We start from the raw sequence: 22,803 nt of genomic DNA, 5'->3' as shown, positions 1-22,803 counted from the left end.
CTAGTCGAGCAAGGCGTCCAGGCGCGCTTTCAACAAAGGCGAGTCTTTGGCGTAAAGCAGCCCCTGCTCCAGGGCCCTGCGTTTGTGTTCGCCAGGGCACAGGGCCAAAAGCCGAAAAAGCTCAGGCAGGTAGCAGTCTTCACCACGTGCGGTGGCCACCTTTATACACTGCTCAAGCAGCTCCCGCGCCTCTTGAAAACGGGCACTTTCCACATAAATTGAACCGAGTGTAACGCCGTACAGCGAGTAGGCCACTTTGTCTCCGCTGGCCGCCAGCCAACGCCAATAACCTTCGTGAGCATGTTGCGCGGCATCCGGGTCATCGTGCAACCGGTGACGCGCCCAGCTGGCAAACAGGGCCGCCACCCCACGATAAAATGGAAAATTGCGAGCCTTGGCCAAGGCTTCCAGCTGCTCCGCCTCAGCCAGGGTAGCAGCGGCATCGTCCCTGTGGTACTCAAGCCAGGCGCTGCCCTGCAGGGCTATGGCCAAACTGAAATCGTGGTCAATCGCCCGTATCTGCCCCAGCATAGCGTCGCGGTAATGGCTTGCCTCGGCCTCGTGCCCCGCCAAAGAAGCTGAGAGCGCGCCAAAACATCCCGCCAACGCCCTTGGGTCCATACCCAAGAGCGCCAGCGATGATTCCAAATAGGACTCCTTAAAACCTGTCAGCGCGGAGGCGGCGGCGAGCTCAGCCTCCGTATGACGACCGCGCCAAAACAGCGTATTGCTTAACGCCACCTGGGCATACATCTGCCCCTGGGCATCGCCGATACTGCACGCCGATGTCAACAGCTTGAGCGCCATGGCCTCAGCGCCGGTAAAGTTCAGTGTTCCAAGCTCTATGGTCCAAAGGCCAAACAGTGCCAGCGATTGACGGGCATCGGCCCCCAGCTGCTGGCTTAATTCGTTAACTCTGTCGTAAGTTGCCTTTAGAAGCGGGGATACCCAGCCGTACTTGACCTTATACACAGTACTCAGAGCGAGCTGCAGATCCACTTCAAGGTCGTCTCTGCCCGGGTGAGTCAAGGGTGTTAACCGCTGCAGGCTTTCCTCCAGGACCACTTGGGCATCATCGTATTGGCCCTGTTGCAGCAGGGTAGAAGCCCAGCGAAAGCCGTAATAAGCGCTCTTGTAGTCATCACCACCCTGGGAGAAATGATGCGCCATTTGCCGCACCCCCACGGCGCGACATCTCCCGGGCTGCGCCTCAAGAAAGTTTGCTACCTGCCGGTGTAAACTGGCTCTCTTTGCCAAATCGAGCTTTTCATACACAAGGTGCTGCACCAATTGGTGACTCATTTGCAACTGGCCATCCATTGTGGGCTGTATGAGATGACGCTCGAGCAAGCCATGCGGCTGGTAAAAGGGCTCATTCATGAGTTCACGCAGCGCCTCTAATGCCACAGGTGCGCGCAATACACTCAACACTTCAAGAGCTTGACGCTCAGGACCGGTCAGCTGGTGGAGCTTTCGCTCTACAAGCACCCCAAGCGAGGTGGGTAAGGCGCCCCGGTCATGACGGTAGGCTCCCATCAATTGAATCAGGTACAGTGGCACGCCCTGAGCAAGATCCAGACAGCGCTCGGCATAGTCTTCGGGCACACCGGAAAAACCCTGGCAGATTTGCCGGCCGGCCTGTTCATCCAAAGGACCGAGCGACACACTGTCCAGAGCAAAGCCCTGCCGCGCCAGGCGCTGCATAAATATCTCTTGAGCGGGTGTGGGGTGAGAGGTCAACAGGGCCTGAACGGGCAAACTCTCAAGCTGCAACAATAATTGGTTAAAAAATTCAAAACCTGCCGTATCGAGTAGATGCAAGTTATCCATCGATAGGACAAGACGGCAACCAGACAAAACCCGCGCTGAAGCGAAGACCCTGGCCACTACCTCGGGCAGCCGCGACATGTCGAGCCCTGCGTGAGACGGCCAGACCTCCTGACGGGGCTGTGTTGCATCGAAGAAAAAGGTGTGGACGAACTGCCGCACCGCCGCATCGCCGTTACTGGCATGGTCGAGCAACGCCTCGCGCTTGACCAAGCCATCGAGAGCGAGGTTCAGACTGCGCAACAGTAACCCTGCGAGAGCCTGATCCAGCTCCAGCCAGCCCGTCTCAAGATCAATACTCACAATCACGATATCGAGCGGCTCAAGGGCGGCGTGCACCGCCGCGCGCAAACGAGTTTTGCCGATACCAGCCTCGCCGCGCAGCAGCATGATCGCTGCCCGCGACTGATCGTCCACACCGGCAAAAAACTCAAGCACCCGCGTCAACTCCGTCTCGCGACCCGACAGTGGCAGCAAGTTATCCAGACTCTGCTCGCCTAGTAGCTCCCACACGCCGGCACGCGAGGCCGGGCGGTAACGAAAATGATCGGCCGCAAGATCGTAGAGATCATCACTGACATACAGGGTATTGGCGGGAATCTCAGGCGAGAGACTAGCGAACCACTGCAGGGTTTCCTGACGAAAAAAGCTCTGTTTACTGAAAGGCGTACCCGGCGCCAGCTGCAGGGCGAGGTAAATATTGGACGCCTCGGATCGCGCGTACCGCAAAGCGCCAAGAGCCGCGTAATGGGCGTGAAGATACCCTTTACTTTCGGCATCATTGTTTGCAAAGGCTGCCAGAAGAAGACTACCGAGGCGCTCTTGGTGAATAGCGCCGCGGGCACCGATCAAATCTGCCAGCGCATCCAAAATGGACGTGTCTTCAACGCGCACCCAAAGGGCGGTATTTACCGTGCCGGGCCCCTGCCGACCAGCCATGCCGGATAGCGAATCGGCCAAAAGGGCTTCCAGAGCAACGGCGTGAAAGCGTGCGAGCTCGTTGGCTGTGCGAAACCCCACAGGCTTGCCGGCCTCGGCCCGCTTGATCGTAGCAATGGACAGTCGAAACTGCTTGGCCTCGCAAGCCTTTGCCAAACCCTCCTGGCTTAATCCCTTCTGAGTGCGAAGGGCTTTTAGCGCTCGCGTATTCAGCTGTACCTTTACTGCCATCAGACTCTACCTGTCCATCCCTAGAAACAGTTTATAGGACAATATGCCATCATTAAAGGGAGCGCAACCGGAGCCGCCGGGCATTTTAGGGAAGGGTGACTGGCGCGGGTACCGCTGGTGAACAGAGGGGCTGCCCTCGTCCCTATTGACTGCTCGATAGTGCTTGAAGTCACAGCTCCATGGGTTTTAACAAAGTTTGAGAGACGGTTTCAAAGGGAAAGACCCGTGTGCAGCACGGGTCTTAATAACGACGAGCTTTCAGCTACAAAGGGGTATAGCTGAACTTCTGGCCACTCAGTGCCGCTTCGTACATCAAACCGCCCTTGGCATGGGTAAAGACAGCCACACCGTTGTTGTAGGTAGCCGTCTGCGCGCCAGCGGCATCCGATGTACCCGAAGCACCCGCGGCCAAACCCGTGGTACCTACCTTGGCGTTGGCGCTGGCGGTTATGGCCACGGCACTCGCCTGAGCTCCAAACTCAAACTCGCCGCGCTTAAAGCGCTCCAGATCCTTGGCGGTCTGAAAAAAGATCACCTCGCTAAATGCCTGACCACCGAGCTGCCAACCGAAACTGAGCTGAGTCATGCTGGTGTCGCCGATATGGCGATTGTTTTGATAAACACGCCCCTTGCCATGAGCGCCGCCGATACCAACCGCCCCCTTGCCTATGGTAGGAAACACCGCATAACCGTAGGCATTCTGGAAAAAGACCTGAACCTTAGGCGACTCTTTGAAGATATTGACCGTTTCCTGATAGATGTCCTGTGCCGCGGCATTACCAAACAGTAAAACCAAAACCGCAAAAACCATTAACCGTTGCATAGCTGCCTCCATAGGCCAACATCAGGCGAACACCCTCTGCTCGCCTCATTGTACAGACAGTTTACCCTGTCGGCGGTTCTATGGCCTAATGGGGATCTGTGCAGTCTTTCGCAATATTCAACCATGGCAAAAGTGTATATCGATGGCAAAGCCGTTGCCCTCACCGCGGGGCAAAGTGTCCTTAATGCGCTCTTAGGCGCCGGCTACCGCATTCCCTACAGCTGCCAATCCGGTGTTTGCCAATCCTGCCTGATGCATTGCGAGCGAGGCGAGCTGCCGGCGCAGGCCACGGCAGGCTTATCGGCCAGCCAGCGCGAGAAAAAGTTATTTTTAAGTTGCAGCTGCTTTCCCGATTCGGATGTGTCCGTTACCCCCTACGCGGTCAAAGAGGAGTTGCTCATTGCAGAAGTGATGGCCAAACGCCATCTCTCGCCCAGGGTGCTGGAGTTGCAACTGCATTGCCCACTGTCGTACCACGCGGGCCAATACATCAATGTTTGGCGGGATCAGACAATCGCGCGCACTTACTCCATTGCCAGTATTCCCAGTGATCCCGTATTGAGCCTTCACATCGAGGTGAGAGCTGGGGGGCAATTCAGTGCTTGGGCAGATCAGCAGCTCGCGCCCGGGGATCGAGTCAATATTCAGGGGCCTATGGGCGATTGCACCTACCAGGCGGAGCCGGACCAGTCCCTCTTGCTTGCCGGTACGGGGACGGGCATTGCGCCCTTGTACGGCATCGCCCGAGAGGCGCTCGCTCGCGCTCACACTGGCCCCATTCACATCGTCTATTGCGCACGCGAACCCGAGGGTCTTTACTGGCAGCAGGCTCTCACACGGCTGGCTCGTCATCACAGCAATGTGCACCTGCAGTGCTTGGTCGCCAAAGGCGGCGATTCAGCGCTCTGGCGTGAAGCCAATGCTTACCAGACGGTCCGCGCCGACTATACGCCCCTGAACAATTATCAGATTTATTTGTGTGGTGCGCCCAGCTTCGTTGCCAAGATGCGCAAACAATGTTTCCTCGCTGGCGCCAGACCGCGCAGCGTATTTTGCGACGCCTTTGAGCCCAGCCGATGAGCCCTCGGTAGCGCCCTCGCAGCGTTCACTCTCCCAGCCGCTTGCTATACACTGCTCAAAAAATTCAAAACAATAACTGAGAGCTGCCCATGGACATATTCGCTGTACTGGCGACCATCGCGTTACTCATCGCGCTGATCGTCTGGCTAAAACTGCACCCTTTCCTTGCGTTTCTTGTCGCTTCCATTTTTGCCGGTTTCTCCCTTGGAATTGAGCCGGCCGCCATCCCATCGGCGATTGAACAGGGGATCGGAAACACTCTTGGCGCACTGGTGGTGATCGTCTGCCTGGGAGCGATGTTTGGAAAGCTCATCGCCGAGACCGGCGCTGCCCAAAAAATCGCTCAGTCGCTGATTCAGCTTTGCGGCAAGCGCTACATGACCTGGGCGCTGATGCTGACCGGCTTTATTGTCGGGATTCCACTCTTTTACAACGTGGGCTTTGTGCTGCTGGTGCCGCTGGTCTTCTCCGTGGTCTATCGATCTGGATTGCCCGCCGTCTACCTGGGCATTCCGCTTTTGGCCGCTTTGTCGGTCACTCACGGATTTTTGCCGCCCCACCCCTCGCCCACCGCCATGGTGCCCATGTTCAATGCCGACATTGGTAAGACGCTGTTGCTCGGTCTGGTGGTTGCCGTACCCACCATGATATTGGCGGGGCCAGTATTTGCCTCTCAGCTAAAACACATCAAGGCAGAGCCACTGAAAACCTTTATCCCCAAAGAGCAGGATGCCTCTTCCCTACCCGGTGGCTGGAACTGCTTTATCACAGCGCTGCTTCCGGTGGTGTTGATCGCCAGCTCTACCGTGCTGCCAGGCTTAGCGCCCTCACCCGAAACCGAAAACCTTCTGCAATTCGCCAGCCACCCTCTCGTGGTGATGCTACTGGCATTAGCACTGGCCAGCTACACCTTGGGAATACGGCGGGGAGTTGGCATTGCGACGCTTATGTCTTACTACAGTGAAGCGATCAAGGACATTGCGCTCATCGTTTTGATTGTTGCCGGCGCGGGCGCGCTCAAGCAGGTATTTGTGATCAGTGGCGTGAGTGACACTCTTGCAGCCATGATCGACGGGGCCGACCTCAACCCGTTGCTACTGGGCTGGCTGATGGCGACCTTGATCCGCATTTGCCTGGGATCTGCGACGGTAGCAGGCCTGACAGCTGCAGGCATTATGGCTCCGATAGTGGCAACGACCGGGGTCGACCCGAACCTGATGATCCTGGCGATTGGTGCAGGCAGCTTGATGTGCTCCCACGTGAACGACTCCGGCTTCTGGATGTACAAGGAGTATTTTAATTTGAGCCTCAGACAGACTTTACTGTCATGGACGGTCATGGAGTCTATCGTCGGTGTTGTCGGCATCATCGCCGTACTGACATTGAACAGTGTCTTACACACCCTTTAAACCTTGGCAAAGTCGACCGGGTATTACGCTGCACCACCGAAGTGCAGTGCAATACCGCTGACGCATTAACACTCGCCTAGGTGAGTTAAAGGTTGTAAACTTGTGTCGGATGTAACCCATAACAAGCAAGCGGTGACACCCCAGAGCCGGAATCGCTCTTTACAAACCCAACAAGGTCACAGTGAAAAGATCGCAGAATGAAAGCCACGATTAAAGACGTTGCCAAGCTCGCCGGAGTCTCCTTTAAAACCGTCTCTCGCGTTATCAACAATGAAGGTACAGTAGGGCAGGAGCTTCAGGAGCGCGTCTGGAAAGCGGTAAAGCAACTCAACTACCGCCCCAACTTGTCGGCGCGCGGGTTACGCGGCGCCGCCTCCTCGATTGGGTTTATTTATGACAACCCCAACAGTAACTATGTGATCGACATGCAAAGAGGTATTCTGGATGAATGCCGGGCTCAAGGCTACGAGCTGGTGATACACCCCTGTGATGCAACCAACCGCACCATCATCCAGGAAGTCCTGGAGATGATCGATCGCAGCCGTGTTGGCGGCCTGGTACTAACCCCGCCCATTTCAGAAAACCCCGACATTCTCGCCGCCATCGCCGAGCGCAATGTAAAATTTGTGCGGGTTTTGTCTGGCGCCAAGGCACCGGACGACTTGTCACCTTGTGTTTATATTGACGACCGCAACGCGGCCTACGCGATCACCGAGCACTTGATTGGCCTCGGCCACAAAGACATTGCCTTTCTCGGCGGGGACGAAGAACACCAATCAAGCGGCGAGCGCCTGGCTGGCTATAAAGCGGCTCTGGAAGACCACAAGATCAAGTACTCTGCCAAGCGGGTTATACCGGGCAGCTATTCGTTCGAATCCGGTGTAGAGAGAACCCGGCAACTGCTCAACACTAAAGGCAGCAACCCCACCGCCATTTTTGCCTGTAACGATGAAATTGCCGCGGGCACCTTGTTTGCCGCTCGTATCGCAGGCGTCGATGTGCCGGCGGAGCTGTCCATCGCAGGGTTTGAGGACAGCCCTTTCTCACGCCAGGCATGGCCCAACCTCACCACTGCCGCCCAGCCTACCAGCACCATTGCCCAGAGAGCGGCATCGCTGCTGATCAAATCGCTGCGCAATGGTAAAAAGGTTGAGAGCGAAGGGTTTTACCCCGAGCTGATCATCCGCGAGTCAAGCACCAAAGCCCGGCATTAATCCGGGCTCATAGCAAAACCCTTCGGAATATATTCAGTCGTTAAGCAAGGTTTAGTCATAGCTGTCGCCCGACAAAAAGGCTATAACAGCCAGCAGACATCAAATCGAAATAATGATATTGCGCCGATCAAGCCACCAAGCAATCAGCCACAGTAAAGCCACGTGCAATAGCGCAAAGACAAGCGATGCATTGTAGGCGTTGAACACCAGGGTCAACTGCTCGTAGATATACTGGTAAGCCGATACCCCCTCAATACTCACCAGGTAATAAGTCTTCACCCAAACAATACTGAGTATGTAAATAAACAGGGGGTTTTTACCCAGCACGGAAAAACCTTTCAACACTGGCGTAACTGCCCTGAACTTCTCCAACTGTACCAGCGCCAAAAGCGTAAGAATCGCTGCGCCCGAGGTCAGTAAAACAAACGAGCTGGTCCAAAGTGATTTATTGATCGGAAAGAGCGGGTGCCACAAAAGCGCGACCAGAATACATACAATACCCACACCCAACAGCTGAAGTTGAGCGCGCTGCTTATTTTCACTGCCGATCAACACCCGCGCCGCCTCAAAGCCCAGCATCACGTTGACGATTGAGGGCAGAGTACTGAGTAAGCCCTCGGGATCAAACGCAATGCCCTTACCCTGCCAGAGGTGATCGGCGCCGAGCAGGGCAAGATCAAACTGGCGAACCACGCTGCCCTCCAAAGAGTAGGGATCAGCCGCAAGATTCAACAATGCCCAATAGCCCAGCAACAAAATAGCACCAATGGCCAGGCGCGCTTTACCGGGGAGCCAGACAATGAACGCGCAGGCGCAGTAAGCCAGAGCAATACGCTGCAATACACCAAGGATACGCAGCTCTCCTATGCTACCGGTAAACGGATAGGCATTGAGCAAAAGGCCAATCAAAAACATCAGGGCCGTGCGGCGAAAAATTTTTAGGCTGCGCTCAGAGTAGCTAATCCCTTGCTGGGAGCGACTGGAAAAAAACATCGCCGAGCCGACGATAAACAAAAAGAAAGGGAAAATATAATCGGTAAAGGTCGCGCCGTGCCAGTCGGCGTGCAAAAGCGGTGCGTAAACGTAAGACCAAGAGCCGGGCGTATTCACCAGAATCATAAGCGCCAGGGTGAGCCCGCGCATCGCATCCAATGCAATATACCGCTGTTTTGCCATAATCACTACCTAAACCACCAACGCCCGCTGGAGCAGCAGGCACAGACTAAACCTGAACCACCTCAGGAGGTGGCGACGCTCGCTTCAGCCATAAAACGGCTGCGGGCAAAATGCACCGCACCAAATTCTGGCTGATTGAGAGGATCGGACATACGCGTGGCGATGTCTTTATCCATCCAATCCACAATACGCGAGGAGACACCACCCAACATGGCCATACGCGGCGGCTGCAATTCCCAGAGTTTGCGCGCCACTTGGGTCAGATAGTCCGCACCTGTGTGAACAATACTGAGCGCAACCTCGTCACCCTCTTCGGCGGCAGCAAACACCAGAGGTGCCAGTTTGGCGTAATCGCTAGACTTAGCACCATTGAGGCGCTCAACAATCATAATGCCCCGTGCCTGTAACTGCTCGGCAACCAGCTCCGTCAGGCCGGTTTTTGGGCCCAGCTCGTCAGAATCGAGCAGAACGGCTTTCACACACTCAAGCCCCATCCAGGCACCGCTGCCAACATCACCACAGGGGAAGCCGTGGGCACCCAGAGTCAAGGATTTGCCGTTCACGTGGGCAAAGCCACAGGAGCCGGTACCGGATACAATCACCGCGCCGTTGTCCTGTTCGTGCGCAGCGATACAAGCGATGTGAAGGTCCGTCGTCAGATACTGGGCTTTAAAGGGGTGATCCCACTGATTAACAATTTGGAACAGGCTCGGCAGGTTAACACCGGCCAAGCCCAGGCCAGCCACAACCCGCGATTTGTCAGCAGCACTGAGTCCGGCATTTCGCAAGGCGTGATCAGTGGCGTTAACGATGGATTCCAGTGCTCGGGTGACACCGTGATAGGGGTTTGAAGGGCCGCCATTACCAACACCGAGTACCTGGTTGCTTTCGTTGACCAATACGGCCCGACACTTTGTGCCGCCACCGTCAATACCCAGGTACAGAGTGTCGCCAGATGCAGGCTTTTTGCCCATGTTAACCTCATTTATTGGAATACTCCGGCGGGAACCGGGATCAGGCCGCTTCTTGCGCCCTGTTAAGAAATCAATTGTAAATTGCTTTAAGGCTCTTAAAAAAGGTGGTTGGTGCCTTTCAGACACCAACCACAAGGAGAGCCATGATAGATGATACTTACAGTCCTTGCGTATCACGTGATGCGATCCGTGGCACCACGATTCGATCCTCAACCACTAAAATGCCCATAATAATGGCTGAGAGACCAAATTCGGGTTATTCGCGACCAACAACTTTGGTTTGCGCGAGTCTGCTGAGCAACGAATCAGACAACGTTGTCAACGACTCTAACTCTAGGACTATAAGACAACGTTGTCAAGTGTTTGCAATAAAAATCCCACAAAGGCAGCTTACAAAAAGATATTTAATTTCAACCGCTTACAAAAAAACATCAAAAAACGGCGGAAAATAAATCCAAAAAAGCCCGTTCAGGGCCGCGCGGGCCGGCACAACTCGCAGCGCTCCAGCGCGCTCGCACCAGGGTACCCGAGGCCGAGATGGCTCGCTGCGTTCTTCAAAGGGCTTTGCAGCGCTCAACGCTCCCACTAAGAACCCCAAAATTAAAGACCTGGGTGCACAAATGATCGTCAACCTCCCCCTTATTATCGGCAACCTCATAGCCACCTAAGTTCGTAAGCCCTTAGGCGATGGACCCACCCTCGCTTTAGCCTCACCGGGCGTTAGGTCCAGCTGCCCTTGGATGGTACACTCGCGCCCCCAACCCTACACAGAAAGTGCAAGATTATGTGGTACAAAAATGTTCGGGCATTTCGCCTGGCCGCCCCCTTCGACGAAACACCGGAAACCTTGGCAGAGAAGCTGGAAGCCGCACAATTTGTACCCTGCGGCAAGATGGAGCTAAGCCGTTACGGCTGGGTATCACCTCTGGGGCCAGAGGGGCAATCGCTAACCCACGGCACTGGAGGTTATATTGCCATCAGCATTAAAAAGCAGGAAAAACTGCTGCCCTCAGCCGTTATAAAAGAACATCTTGAAGAAAAAATTCGTGAGATTCGGGCACGAGACGGTCGCCCGGTGGGTCGCAAGGAACGTGAGAATCTCAAAGATGAAATCACCTTCTCCCTGTTGCCTCAGGCATTTGCCAAATCCAGCATTGACCATGCGTTTATCGACACGCGCCGGCGCCTGATCGTCGTCGACAGCGCCAGTGCCAACCGGGCAGAGGAGCTCATGAGCGCATTGCGCGATGCGCTTGGCTCACTGCGTGCCGTGCCTCTTACGCCCCATAACCCGGCACCTGCTATCATGACCGAGTGGCTCAAAACCGGCCGCCCGGCGGACGACTTTACCCTGGGCGATGAATGCGAGCTGATTTCCAGCCAGGACGAGCGGATCATCCGCGGCCGCAAGCTGGACCTGACGGACGACCAGCTGACTCGCCATCTGGATTCGGGCATGTTTGTTAACAAGCTAGCACTCGGCTGGAAAGACACCATTCACTGCGTGCTGGACGACCAATTCACCTTTAAGCGTGTCAAATTTGCCGATACGCTGCTGGAAAGAGCTGGCGACCGCAACCCCGAAACCCTCGCCGAGCAGTTTGATCATGAATTCGCTATCATGACACTGGAACTCACGGCCTTTATCCAGGCCGCACTGCACGCCTTTGGCGGAGAACTTCAGGAGGTTTGATATGGAACTTTACGGCAGCTACACCTCACCTTTTGTCCGGCACTGCCGCATCGCACTGGCCGAAAGCGGACTGGACTGCGAGTTCGTGGAAACCGATCGCGCAGCCAGCGCCGAGAAATCCCCCACGAAGAAAGTCCCTTTCCTCCGTGACGACACGCTGACACTGACCGACTCGACCTCCATCCTGAAATACATTCGTGAGAAATCGGGCCGCGTCTTTCTTGAAGACGTCGCCGAATACGATGCCTTTTGCCTGGTTAACACCTCACTGGATGCCTGTGTGAACCTCTTTTTCCTGGAGCTCGATGGCATTACCACCGATCGCAGCGACTATCTAAAGCGACAAAAAGCGCGAGTAGAGTCGACCTTGTCTGAACTCAATACCATGGCCCTGGCGCACCAGGCGCCGTTCAACGACATGGAGCTGCGCCTCGGTTGCTACCTGGCGTGGGGGCTGTACCGTCAGAGATTCAGTATTCACGCCTACGACAACCTCACGCATATGCTGCAAGCGCTCAACAATTACGAACCGTTTCGCGATACCGCCCCGCCGAGACTTTAGTGATTAAACACAAATAGCATTTTGACTGACAAGTGAACAGAAGGAAGAGAGCAAAGGTGTCGAGCAACTATGTTAAGAATCTGGTGATTGTCGGTGGCGGCACCGCGGGCTGGATGGCAGCGGCCGCGCTTGCCCGACACCTGCAAGTTCCGGGACTGAGCATCACACTCATAGAATCCGAGGACATTGGCACCGTCGGTGTGGGCGAGGCCACCATACCGAGCATTCGCAGTTTTAACGATGCCCTCGGCATTGATGAAATCGACTTTTTAAAACACACCCAGGCCACTTTTAAGCTCGGCATCGAGTTTTGCGACTGGCGCGAACCGGGAACCGCCTTTTTCCATCCCTTCGCCGACTATGGTATCGATCTTGGCGGGGTTGCCTTTCATCACTACTTGGCGAGACTCAAAGCCCAGGGCGAGACCGTCGACCTAGCCGACTATTCATTTGCCACCCAGCTCGCACGGCACCAGCGCTTTGCTCAGCCGCATCCTACTCCCCCTACTCCCTTGGCCGACTTTGGCTACGCCTACCACTTTGACGCTGGCCGCTATGCTCAGTACCTGCGCCGCTACGCTGAACAGCGCGATGTAACAAGAATTGAGGGGCGCGTTGCCCAAGTACAGCAGGAAAACAGTACGGGCGACATCGAGTCCATCACCTTAGAGAGCGGCGAAGTTGTCACCGGCGACTTCTTTATTGACTGTTCGGGTTTTCGCGGGCTGTTAATCGAGCAAACCCTGCAAACCGGCTACGACGACTGGCGCCACTGGCTGCCCTGCGACCGGGCGATGGCGGTCCAGAGCGCCAAAACCTCTGAGCCCGCGCCCTATACTCGCACCACTGCCAAAGCCAGCGGCTGGCAGTGGCGCATACCGCTGCAACATCGCTGCGGCAATGGCTATGTCTATGCCAGTCAGTACTGTGACAGCACCGAAGCGGAGCAAACGCTTATGGACGGGCTTGATGGCGAAGCATTAACAGCGGCCAAAACGTTTGAGTTTGTCACGGGCAAGCGAAAAAAAATTTGGAACAAAAACTGTTTTGCACTTGGGCTTGCCTCAGGGTTTTTGGAACCTCTGGAATCCACCAGTATTTCCCTGATTCAAACCGGCATTACCAAGCTGCTGTCGTTTTTTCCCTATCGCGGTATCAATGCCTGGGATCAAGCCGAAGTCAACCGCCAGCACGCTCATGAATTTGAGCGCATTCGCGATTTCTTGATACTTCACTATAAAGCCAGCAAGCGAAATGACACTCCTTTTTGGCGACACTGCCGGAGCATGGACATTCCCGACTCGCTGCAGCACAAAATGGCCCTGTTTCGCCAACGTGGTCATGTCGTGATGTTGGAGCCGGAAGCCTTCGAGCGAGACAGCTGGGTCACCATGTACCTTGGATTCCACGAGTTTGCCGAGGACTATGACCGCCGAGCCGATGGCATCAGCCTGGGTGAACTAAAAACAACACTGGCCACTATACGCAAGACTATTCACAACGCCGCCAGCCAACCTGTCAGCCACGCAGAGTTTATTCAGCGCCACTGCGCCGCACCGCCGCCTTAAGCTTATGGTGTCTTTCTCCATAAGAGCCTAAGGCTTAGCGGCCGCACAACATCTGGCAATAAACGCCTCGTGAGCCTCCACTGAATCAACCACTGCAGCCACGGATTCGCGCATACCCTGCAAGGCTTGTTGCAGGTATGCCGCGTCCATCTGCTTAACGCGATGGTCATAGGTCTCGGGCAAGCAATCAAAACCGGAGTAAATCGCCATCCAACTCGGCGGACCAAAAATCTCTATTGGGTAGCGAACCAATTCACCGCGTCCCTGGTAAGCCGCGAGCTTGTCCGCCAAGGTCTGCGGAACTGGCATATCGCGGCAATAGCGCCAAAAATCACTGTCGTCGCGCTGATTAAGTTTGTAGTGCAGAATAATAAAGTCTCTGACACGCTCATACTCCTGGGCCGTCAGATCATTAAACTGATCGACCTCTTTGCTGGTGAACCAGGGGCGTTGAAACGCGCGGCGAATTTTCTCAATGGCTGTCTCTACCAGCGCGATGCTGGTGGACTCCAGCGGCTCGAGAAAACCCGAGGCCAGCCCCACGGCAATTACGTTGTGATTCCAGGCCTTACGTCGCCGGCCGGCGGTAAAACGAAATTGACGCGGCTCGTGCAGCAGCTCGCCATCGACGTGAGCGGCCAGCGTCTCCAGGGCTTCATCATCACTGATGTGCTGGCTTGAATAAACATGGCCATTGCCCTGGCGGTGCTGCAAGGGTATGCGCCACTGCCACCCCGCCCTGTGAGCCTGGCTCACCGTGTAAGGCGCCGCAGACCCCTTACGATCACTCTGCACGGCAACGGCGCTGTCGCAGATAAGCCACTGGCTCCAATCTTCGTATCCGGTCTGCAGGGCCTGCTCAATTAACAGACCACGAAAACCCGAGCAGTCAATATACACATCTCCCGCCAGCGCTTCGCCGCTGTCTAGTATCAGCGAGGAGACGCCCCCTCCCGGGTGGCAGTTGACCGAATCAATTTTGGCATCCACACATTTAACGCCATTGTTGGTAGCGTATTCACGCATCAACCGTGCGAAGGCCGAGGCATCGAAGTGCAGTGCCCAATCGAATACCGACAGTTCTGACGGCGGCTTGGGTGAGGGCTCGACAAATTTCTCGTGCAAAGCTAACTGCACACCCAGAGAGTAGTCGGCCAGCTCGCCAGCATCGCCCAGCTCTCTCAGCCTCATCCAGTAATGGTGAAAATCGATGCCGTTGGCTTTCTGCCCATACAAGCCAAAGGGGTGAATAAATGAGCTGCCAGGCGCGCACCAGTCGCGAAACTGGATGCCCAGCTTGCAGGTTGCCTGGGTGGCACGCATGACCTCCATATCCTCCATGCCCAGCTCAGCGTAAAAACGCCGCAGGGTAGGAATGGTGGCCTCGCCCACACCGACAGTGCCAATCTCGGAAGACTCGACCAAAGTCAGTTGGATGCCGGTATTGCGAAAATGCCGGCTCAAGCTGGCTGCGGTCATCCAGCCAGCGGTACCACCACCGACAATGACGACCTGTTTTACGTTATGTTGGGTCACGACTTAGCCAATGCATGTGATTTTTCGACTAGCTTATAGAAAAAAACCGCCGCAAAAAAGCCCGAAGGCCTGCGGCGGTCAGTATAAAAAAGGCGCCGCATGCGGCGCCACTTGTGTCACGTCTTAGAAGTTGACGCGGGCACCCAGTGCCCAGCGAGCTTCGTATACGTTTTGGAATGCTTCTTGATCAGAGAACTGAATGTAAGTTTGCTGGATTTCCTCGGTAATGTTGGAACCGTTCAGGTAAACGTCCACATTGTCGGTTACTGTCCAGGTAACGTTCAGATCCAGCTGACCATAGTCATCCTGGTACAGACCTTGGTTACCACTATTAACACCGCCATCCGCGACCAAGCGCTCAGAGCGGAAATTATAGGCCAGACGCGCCGACAAGAACTCATTTTCGAACCAACCTACAATGTTGTAGGTGTCCTCAGAGTTATTGATGAAAGGAAGCTCCTCGCCATCAAAACCTTGTGTGTCTTCCCGCGCGCTGTCAGAGAAGGTGTAGTTGACATCAAAACCGAAGTTAGACATAAAACCATCGGTAATATCGCTAAATGCAACTTTCGCTTGCAGCTCGACACCGTTTACCTCACCGCCGGTACCTTGAACAGGAGCCGTGGCTTCCCAAAGGCCGCCACCGGCTTCGCCACGACTAATGCCGTCGGCGTCGGGCTCAAGCACATAGACAAACCCGCCTGTTACAAAGCTGTCGATGTCCAGATCGAAGTAAGTAACACCAACCATAGAGGCGGCGCCCAGATACCACTCCGCCGACAAGTTAAAGGTGCTTGAGCGGATTGGATCTAGGTTAGCGTTACCCGCAAAGCTAACGCCTTCAATACGCATGCAATTACATTCGGCATCAAAGGTTTCACCTACCGTCTTACCACCACCTAAATCCAGCAAATCAACCGGCATCATGGTTTCGCCATAGCCCGCCCGCAGTACAATGTCCTCAGTGACATTGTAATTTACGTTGGCGCTAGGCAGCACATCGGTATAGCTGCGATCAGTCAGTACATCCCCCACATCAGGGCCAGTGTTGGAGTGCTGATAATTAGAGCCTACCTCGTTTTGACGAATGCTGAGGTCAGTCTCGATAACATTAACACCAATATTACCATTGACGGGACCTGCTTCGAAGTTGACCTGCGCAAAGTAGCTCAACTCGTCCAAGTTAACACTGAAGGATTGACCAGCATTGGTTAGGCGCTGATTGTCGCCAAACACGCGGTTCATAAACGCTTCCGAGTCGTCAAACTCGTGTGGATCAATAGCCCAAACACCTGGGAGGCCACTGACGTTATCACTGTAGCTGTCTACCCACACAGCATTTGTATATTCGTCAATACCAATATCTGGAAGCAGCTGATAGGGCTGCCATGCACCATCCACCATCTCGCCCAGCTGGTCTTCGCCCTTTCTGCAGACGTCGGGGTTGACCGCGGCTTGGTCGATCGCTCGCCACTGCGCGTAGCAACCGCCGGTTGCGTCGAGACCACCGAATAACGAATAAACTGTGCGGTCTACTGTACGTCCGCTCTGACGAACGCCAACGTCAACGCTTGAAATAAACGGCGTGTCATCGAAGGCGTAATTCCAGCGGGTACTGAAAGTATCCAGAGTGCCTTTGGTATCGCTGTTGTTTTCCGATGTGAAAGAGCCGATATGGTAGCTATCCTTGCTAGCCATATAATCGGCCACGGACATTTGCCCCTGGCCACCATTCACAACGGTGTCGAAACCGCCAAACGTGATATTCTCACCCACCTGTTCGTAGGTCAGCATCCAACCGGCATCGAAGGTACGCGTGTTAAACGCGTCAATGCTGTCCGCCTGGTAGTCAACAAAGCAACCACCTTTATCACCAACCACTTCTTGACCATCGGTACAAAATTCCGCTGGCAGGAAGCCACCGCGACCAGGGCTGTTGTCGTCAACTGCATTCAAACGCGAAGCCGCGAAATCCAGAACATCGCCTTCACCGTAGCCGTTACGCAACGCCTGTTTAGCGCTGGCGGTAGTGACTCGCACCTGACCCGTCAACGGGCCACCGGTATCAAAGTTTAGCTCGACGTTGGCGTTTTCCGAATGCTCGTTATTGTAGTTAGTCTGACTGAAGGACTGAATACGAAGAGGTCTAGCCTCGTATGACTCTAGAGTAACCCAACTCTGAGGCACCGGGTCGGTTCCTTCTGGGGCTGGCGGTATGAAAGTAAAGCTTTCACCGCCGTAACCCTCACCGTTGAGCGGGAAGGCGTAATCGCCAAAGGTCTGCCAGCGGTTATTGGTAGAGAGGCCTGAGCGTCGGTTCCAGCGCTCCTGGTCGCTGTAAAAATAATCCGCCACCAGCTCAATGCCATCCGCCAGCTCGGCCTGGAAAGAGAGGTTCACGCCGTCACGCTGGCGCTCTTCTGCTTTGTTGTACGCAGAGAAGCCCTGCGGCACCATGTAATATGTACCTGGGTTGTAAGGGTCGTTACCTCCATTGGTGCGTGCGGCCGCAATGCCGCCATTTTCCGAGGTATCGAACCAACCGTTAAAGTCTGTTGCTAAATTCTTCTCGGTAGTGACCGCGCTGACCAAAACACCCCACTTGTCGGCGTTATATCCAATCAGGCCACTGACAGTTGGATCGGTTTCTTCACTGATGGAACCGCGATCCACTTCCGCGCTACCGGAGAAGGTCCAGCCCTCGTCTAGATCGAAGGGGCGGCGGGTTTTCAGGTTGACAGTACCAGCCGTGCCAACGGTGCTCAAAGAAGCGAAAGGCGCCTTGTAAACGTCGGCGCCGGAAAACAACTGAGACGGCAGGTCACCATAGTCAGCGCTGGATGTATCAATGCTGGTGGCACTTAGGAAGGTTTCACCGTTCAACGAGGTGGCAACATTCGCCATACCGCGAATCTGTACCGGGCCACCTTCGCCAGCGGTACGCTCTACCTGAATACCCGGAATGCGCTGCAACGAGTCAGAAATGGTAACGTCGGGAAGCTTGCCGATGTCTTCGGCGGAAATGGCATCCACCACAGAGGCTGAATCTCGCTTGGTATCCACCGCATTTTGCTGCGAAGCATAGACACCGGTGACCACAACCTCTTCGAGCAAGGGCTCAGAGTCTTGTGCCTGAACGTAGGCCGAAGCCAACAGGCAGGATGAAATACTGGAAGCCAGAACCTTCCGGCGGAAGGCACTCTTTTTAGGTTCCATAACTGTCTCCTCACTGATATTTGTATTGTTTTATTTTCAACCAAAGCAGGTGGCCTGGGCGCTAGCGAGCAAGCGGCCGACACCCAAGCCAGCCCCAATTCGTTGAAACAAATCCGTTGGATGACGCTTCGTCGGGGGCAACCAACTGGGCATCAGAATGTGCTCGGAAGGGTCTTTTTGTTATCAACACCCAACGTCACGAGGCGTAGTTGTACTCGCCGCTCGACAACGTTGTCAAGAAGGATTTGTGATAAAAAGTGTGAACTGAATGGTTGTAGTCAAACAAACAATATTAAATTTTAATTTAAAAATCAATTAGTTATGCCAGATACAAACTATCAAACAGAAAAGGCAAATCGGGGTATTTTTTACAATGAGATAACAGAGAGACAACGTTGCCCTCAAGGAGAAGATTCTGACGCCGTGTAGTAAATCGATACAATCAACAGCCCGACGGTGTTGGGAACCCGCAGCGCCACCGCTCACATTGAAACCGGCCGTTTGCAGAGATACGCGAGAGACCAACCTTAAACAACCATAGGGCCTGGAGGTGAGTAGCCGCGCAGATCGATCAACGAACAATCGGAGGAGCTTTAATCTTGCATTTGATTGAGCACGCGCCAGTGATCTGGGAAGCGCTGCTGAGCCGTTAAGCGACAGCGATCTCTTGCATCGCGAGCTTGTCGATCATCGACCGCATCTGCTTGTGTTGGGAGGTGCCCCAACCCGGCAAACAAAACAAACCAGGAAGGCCGCAAATACGCCAAACTGTCTCTGTTGTCGCGAAGCGCCTGCTCAAACGCCTCCGGAACCGGCCAGGCGTCTATCAGCGCAGCCAAGGTGCTAGAGACTGGCACCTCCCGACACGCCCGCCAATAGTCAGTATCGTCTCTCTGGCTCAGTTTGTAATGGGCGGTAATATAGTCTTTCACGCCATCGGTGAGAGTGTTTATTCGCCGGTTCACTTCCGCCTGCCGGTTGGCCAGTAAGGGTTTTGTCGGATCAAACAAACGAAGAAACGTCTCGAGTGTGAATTGAACCAGCATCAGAGCTGTCGCCTCTAAAGGTTCGACAAATCCCTGAGACAAGCCCACCGACAAGGTATTTTTATGCCAATGCTCCTCAAGCCGGCCGACTTTCATACTCAAATAACGGAAATTGACTTCACTGCCACACAACCCTAGATGCGCTGAAAACTCCTGCTCTGCACATTGACGACTCACAAATGCCGAACTGTAAACATAACCGTTTCCATAGCGATTGGTCAGGGGGATTTTCCAGGCCCAACCGTGGCCTAAAGCCGTAGAGCGCGTTTCTGAGACCAGATGCTGATTCTGATCCACAGGCGTTGCCAAGGTCAAAGCGCTGTCATTAAACAGGCAGTCGCGGTATTCGCGCATAGGTAAATGGTAGGTTTTTTGACTGATTAACCCTGAAAAGCCGGAGCAATCTATAAAAAGGTCACCCTTGATTGCTTCGCCCTCCTGAGTATCCACAGAGAGTAACCGACCTGAGTTCGAATCGAGATTCGCCCTAGACACATGCCCAAACCGGTGTTTCAAACCCATTTTGATAGCGCGCTTTTTGAGGTATTGCCCCAGTAAACCAGCATCAAAGTGATAGCCGTAATCGACCTCAAAATTTCCAGGCGCTTTTGCTATGGGAGCCAACCCCAAAGCAGCCACTTGATTGTTGACAAAAAAATCGTCCGGATGAATGCGTGTAGTGCGTTGATGAGCTGGCTTTTTACACTCCGCAAAAAATACGTCTGCTGTAGGGATATCCAATTCAGAATAAAAAGGATGAAAATAACTCCGATACCCAGGCTTATTGCTCCAGTTCGGAAAGCGTATACCGGACTTGTAGGTAGCATTACAATGAGGCATCCACTCACGATCGGCAATGCCCAAATGCTTAAAAAAGGATTTCAAGTAGGGTGTTGAGCCTTCACCAACCCCCACTGTTGGCACATCGTCGGACTCAATCAGGGTCAGATCAGCATTGGGCCAGCAATGTAAAATAAGATTCGCCGCCATCCAGCCTGCCGTGCCGCCGCCTAAAATGATAACCTTAAAATAGATGTCCGTATTTGGCACCATAACCAAGCTCCTGGAGAACGTTCTTAATTAGGCGATCGAGTAACGAAAAGCAATAGTCATGAATCTACAAGACCAGAAAACTCAAGAATTGTCGCAATATTCAATTTCTTATTATTTTTCATTCACATCCTCAGAAATACTCACTTCTGAGAGATCGTCACAACCTATTCAAAGCTAAGGAAACTATTTTGAGTTAACCGACCTACTCTGGGGTCTGAGCTTATACTACCGGCAGAGGACAATATGTTGGCGGAATGCAACAATGCGCCTTTATAAATCACCAGTCGATTATACTTAGCCGAAACAAAACCAATTTTCGTATAGTAATCGTCCGACTCTGAAAAGTATTTCTTCTGTATAACTTTACTGTTAAGTTCTGTGTAACAATAATCAAGGTACGACTCACTGGTTTGCGGAGTGATCGACTCATACCCCGAACTATTATGTCGGTAGAACGCAGTGCCACCATGCTCTTCACCACACAGGTATAATAGCGCCGCAAAGAAGTTTCGCTTCGACGTATCAAAATGCGGTATCGTTTGATAGGGTCCAAGCTCACTTTCAGGCACAGTCATTAGGTTAAACGAGGCAGTGCTTTGGACCGAATTTAGCCCATCTGTCAAGCAGAATTCTCGCCGAATCAAACCTTCAAGTTCATCAATTAACAGCGCCGAGCTTTCGGAAGGCAAAGGAGCTCTTATGCCAGGGTAGCCCTTGCGCTGGCTCAGCATCGCTGGCGCCCTAAAACCAGCCCTGCAGGCTTCTTCACGCAGTTTTTCTGGATCGGACAAAAAATCATCTACAACAACAATCAGATTGCCCTCGTTCCCCAGAGTCTCCCTCTTCACAGAAAAATTCGGATTAATCACAAACTTTATACCCCTTACACATTTCTTCCTCCAACATCAACCAGCGTTATTCATCGCTTTCTTCAACTCAGTCAACCACTTACGGTGAGAAAGCAACGAATCGCTCATTTCACGCGAACGGCTCTGGACCTTAACCGCAATCTCGGAAAACTTCTTTTCGTCCTGCGACGCAACAGGCCTGGAGCGAGTATCAAAATTCATGCCGTATAGCACAAACAAGTAATTTTCCGGGCCAAAAATATCAAATCGGCTAAAAAAATCGGTTCTTTTCGGCGGGGTGGACCTCCACAACATCAACCGCTCAGAGAGCACATCCGACAAGCTCGCTTTCTCGGTATTTTCTACCCAAAAATCTGAATCTCTTCGATCTGATAAATAATAATGAAGCTGAACAAAGTCAATCACTCTTTCCCAGGTATACTCAACCACTCTATTGCAATGATTGGCGGCTACTTGCATTGAATGAATGTCAACCGGAAAATTCTTCGCAATCAAGTCTGCTGAAAAATCCGTCACCAGTATAGAAGTGGCTTCTAGTGGCTCAACAAATCCCTGAGCCAAGCCCAAAGCAACGCAGTTTTTCTCCCAAAATTTCTTTCGATAGCCAATTCTCATCGGCACCTTTCTGAGATCCCCTGCATCGACATTCTCACCCAGCTGCAGCGAGAAAGCTTCCACCGCTTCATTTTCCGACATAAAGTCAGAAGCGTACACAAAACCAAGACCACTTCGGTTCGTTAACGGAATATCCCACATCCAACCTGCCCTGTGCGCCTTGGCAAAGGTGAAAGGCGATATCTCTTCTTCCTCATTAGACGGCCGACGATACACCAAAGCGGCGTCACTTTTAATTTGTTCCGACTTATCCAGAAAGGGAACCCCAAGAGATTCACCGAATAATAGTGAGGAAAACCCCGAACAATCTATATAAAAATCAAAAAATTCCCCTCTGCCACTGGCATAGGAGAGACTAGCGATAAAGCCTTCACTGTTTTTATGAACAGCCTCAACGGTTTCAAAAATATGCTTAACAGAGAATCTTTTTTTGGCATTTTCCGCCAGCAATTCGGAAAATTTCGCAGCATTAAAGTGATAAGCGTAATCAACTAGACCCTGATAAGGCGGCGAGCTAATCTGTTTAGGTGCCCTTTTTTGCTCTGAAACACAGTAAAAATCAGACAATCGATCAAAGTCTAAGCTTCTAGCGCTATTGAGCCAGTGCGGCGTAAAATCGTAGCCGAAGGGGTAAGGTGGGGAAAAGGGGTGGTAGTAGAACCCCCTGGGTTGAGCTTCTGGGCTCATCCAGTTGGCGAACTTTATCCCTTGCTTAAAAGTTGCATCACATTTTCTGAGCAATTCGGCTTCTGAAATGCCAAACTTCTGCAAAGTATCCTTGATACGGGGAACCGTACCCTCCCCCACACCAATAACAGGCACATCCTTGGATTCGATTAGTGTGATTTCGAGCCCAGGTGTTTGGCATAGGGCCAACCCCAAATGATTGGCCGCCATCCAGCCTGCGGTCCCACCCCCAACAATGGCAATACGCTTTATTTCCACAATGCCCCTCAAACATTCAAAGCAAAA

15 protein-coding genes are annotated in these 22,803 nt (G+C 53.4%); 6 read left to right on the top strand and 9 right to left on the bottom strand.

Annotated elements, in window-relative coordinates; genetic code table 11:
- The gene (locus QWI16_RS15625; protein ID WP_302714500.1) at positions 1 to 2,997 is read right to left on the bottom strand and encodes an AAA family ATPase; all 2,997 of its coding nucleotides are present in this window, start codon (positions 2,995 to 2,997) and stop codon (positions 1 to 3) included.
- A 262-nt stretch (positions 2,998 to 3,259) separates the two neighbouring features.
- Positions 3,260 to 3,820: a lipid-binding SYLF domain-containing protein gene (locus tag QWI16_RS15620; protein WP_302714496.1), complete on the bottom strand. Its 561-nt coding sequence runs from the start codon at positions 3,818 to 3,820 to the stop codon at positions 3,260 to 3,262.
- 123 nt (positions 3,821 to 3,943) lie between these two features.
- Here QWI16_RS15620 and QWI16_RS15615 point away from each other — a divergent pair, with 123 nt between their 5' ends.
- The 3 genes from QWI16_RS15615 (at position 3,944) to QWI16_RS15605 (ending at position 7,523) form a co-directional block, all read left to right on the top strand.
- Positions 3,944 to 4,900, top strand: a complete 957-nt coding sequence (locus QWI16_RS15615) for a 2Fe-2S iron-sulfur cluster-binding protein (RefSeq protein ID WP_302714494.1) — start codon at positions 3,944 to 3,946, stop codon at positions 4,898 to 4,900.
- A gap of 89 nt (positions 4,901 to 4,989) precedes the next feature.
- The gene (locus QWI16_RS15610) at positions 4,990 to 6,309 is read left to right on the top strand and encodes a GntP family permease (RefSeq protein WP_302714492.1); all 1,320 of its coding nucleotides are present in this window, start codon (positions 4,990 to 4,992) and stop codon (positions 6,307 to 6,309) included.
- A gap of 197 nt (positions 6,310 to 6,506) precedes the next feature.
- Entirely contained in the window at positions 6,507 to 7,523 is a 1,017-nt protein-coding gene (locus QWI16_RS15605) for a LacI family DNA-binding transcriptional regulator (protein WP_302714490.1), read from the top strand.
- 99 nt (positions 7,524 to 7,622) lie between these two features.
- Here the strand turns inward: QWI16_RS15605 and QWI16_RS15600 are convergent, their stop codons facing one another.
- Both QWI16_RS15600 and nagK read right to left on the bottom strand, forming a co-directional pair.
- A complete protein-coding gene (locus QWI16_RS15600) occupies positions 7,623 to 8,699 on the bottom strand; it encodes an acyltransferase family protein (protein ID WP_302714488.1) in 1,077 nt (358 codons plus the stop codon).
- A 62-nt stretch (positions 8,700 to 8,761) separates the two neighbouring features.
- Positions 8,762 to 9,673, bottom strand: coding sequence for an N-acetylglucosamine kinase (nagK, locus tag QWI16_RS15595; RefSeq protein WP_302714486.1), 912 nt, complete (start codon positions 9,671 to 9,673; stop codon positions 8,762 to 8,764).
- Between the two features lie 784 nt (positions 9,674 to 10,457).
- Between nagK and rdgC the strand changes: the two genes are divergently transcribed.
- Genes rdgC through QWI16_RS15580 form a run of 3 tightly spaced genes read left to right on the top strand, consistent with a single transcriptional unit; the run spans position 10,458 to position 13,496 of the window.
- A complete protein-coding gene (gene rdgC, locus QWI16_RS15590; RefSeq protein WP_302714484.1) occupies positions 10,458 to 11,366 on the top strand; it encodes a recombination-associated protein RdgC in 909 nt (302 codons plus the stop codon).
- Position 11,367: 1 nt separating this feature from the next.
- Entirely contained in the window at positions 11,368 to 11,928 is a 561-nt protein-coding gene (locus QWI16_RS15585; RefSeq protein WP_302714481.1) for a glutathione S-transferase, read from the top strand.
- 56 nt (positions 11,929 to 11,984) lie between these two features.
- Positions 11,985 to 13,496 (top strand): tryptophan halogenase family protein, encoded by a 1,512-nt coding sequence (locus tag QWI16_RS15580; RefSeq protein ID WP_302714479.1) that lies wholly within the window; start codon positions 11,985 to 11,987, stop codon positions 13,494 to 13,496.
- A gap of 27 nt (positions 13,497 to 13,523) precedes the next feature.
- Here the strand turns inward: QWI16_RS15580 and QWI16_RS15575 are convergent, their stop codons facing one another.
- From QWI16_RS15575 to QWI16_RS15555, 5 genes are all read right to left on the bottom strand, one after another.
- On the bottom strand, positions 13,524 to 15,032 hold the full coding sequence (locus QWI16_RS15575) for a tryptophan halogenase family protein (RefSeq protein WP_302714478.1): 1,509 nt from the start codon (positions 15,030 to 15,032) through the stop codon (positions 13,524 to 13,526).
- A 123-nt stretch (positions 15,033 to 15,155) separates the two neighbouring features.
- Positions 15,156 to 18,248 (bottom strand): TonB-dependent receptor, encoded by a 3,093-nt coding sequence (locus QWI16_RS15570; RefSeq protein ID WP_302714477.1) that lies wholly within the window; start codon positions 18,246 to 18,248, stop codon positions 15,156 to 15,158.
- Positions 18,249 to 18,841: 593 nt separating this feature from the next.
- Positions 18,842 to 20,347 (bottom strand): tryptophan halogenase family protein, encoded by a 1,506-nt coding sequence (locus QWI16_RS15565; RefSeq protein ID WP_302714475.1) that lies wholly within the window; start codon positions 20,345 to 20,347, stop codon positions 18,842 to 18,844.
- A 164-nt stretch (positions 20,348 to 20,511) separates the two neighbouring features.
- Positions 20,512 to 21,216, bottom strand: coding sequence for a DUF6445 family protein (locus QWI16_RS15560; RefSeq protein ID WP_302714474.1), 705 nt, complete (start codon positions 21,214 to 21,216; stop codon positions 20,512 to 20,514).
- 36 nt (positions 21,217 to 21,252) lie between these two features.
- A complete protein-coding gene (locus QWI16_RS15555) occupies positions 21,253 to 22,776 on the bottom strand; it encodes a tryptophan halogenase family protein (protein WP_302714473.1) in 1,524 nt (507 codons plus the stop codon).
- Positions 22,777 to 22,803 lie beyond the last annotated feature (27 nt).

The organism is Gilvimarinus algae (assembly GCF_030518215.1).
Classification (GTDB): domain Bacteria; phylum Pseudomonadota; class Gammaproteobacteria; order Pseudomonadales; family Cellvibrionaceae; genus Gilvimarinus; species Gilvimarinus algae.
The sequence above is the reverse complement of the archived record's forward strand: the minus strand, read 5'-3'. Positions and strand labels throughout refer to the sequence as shown.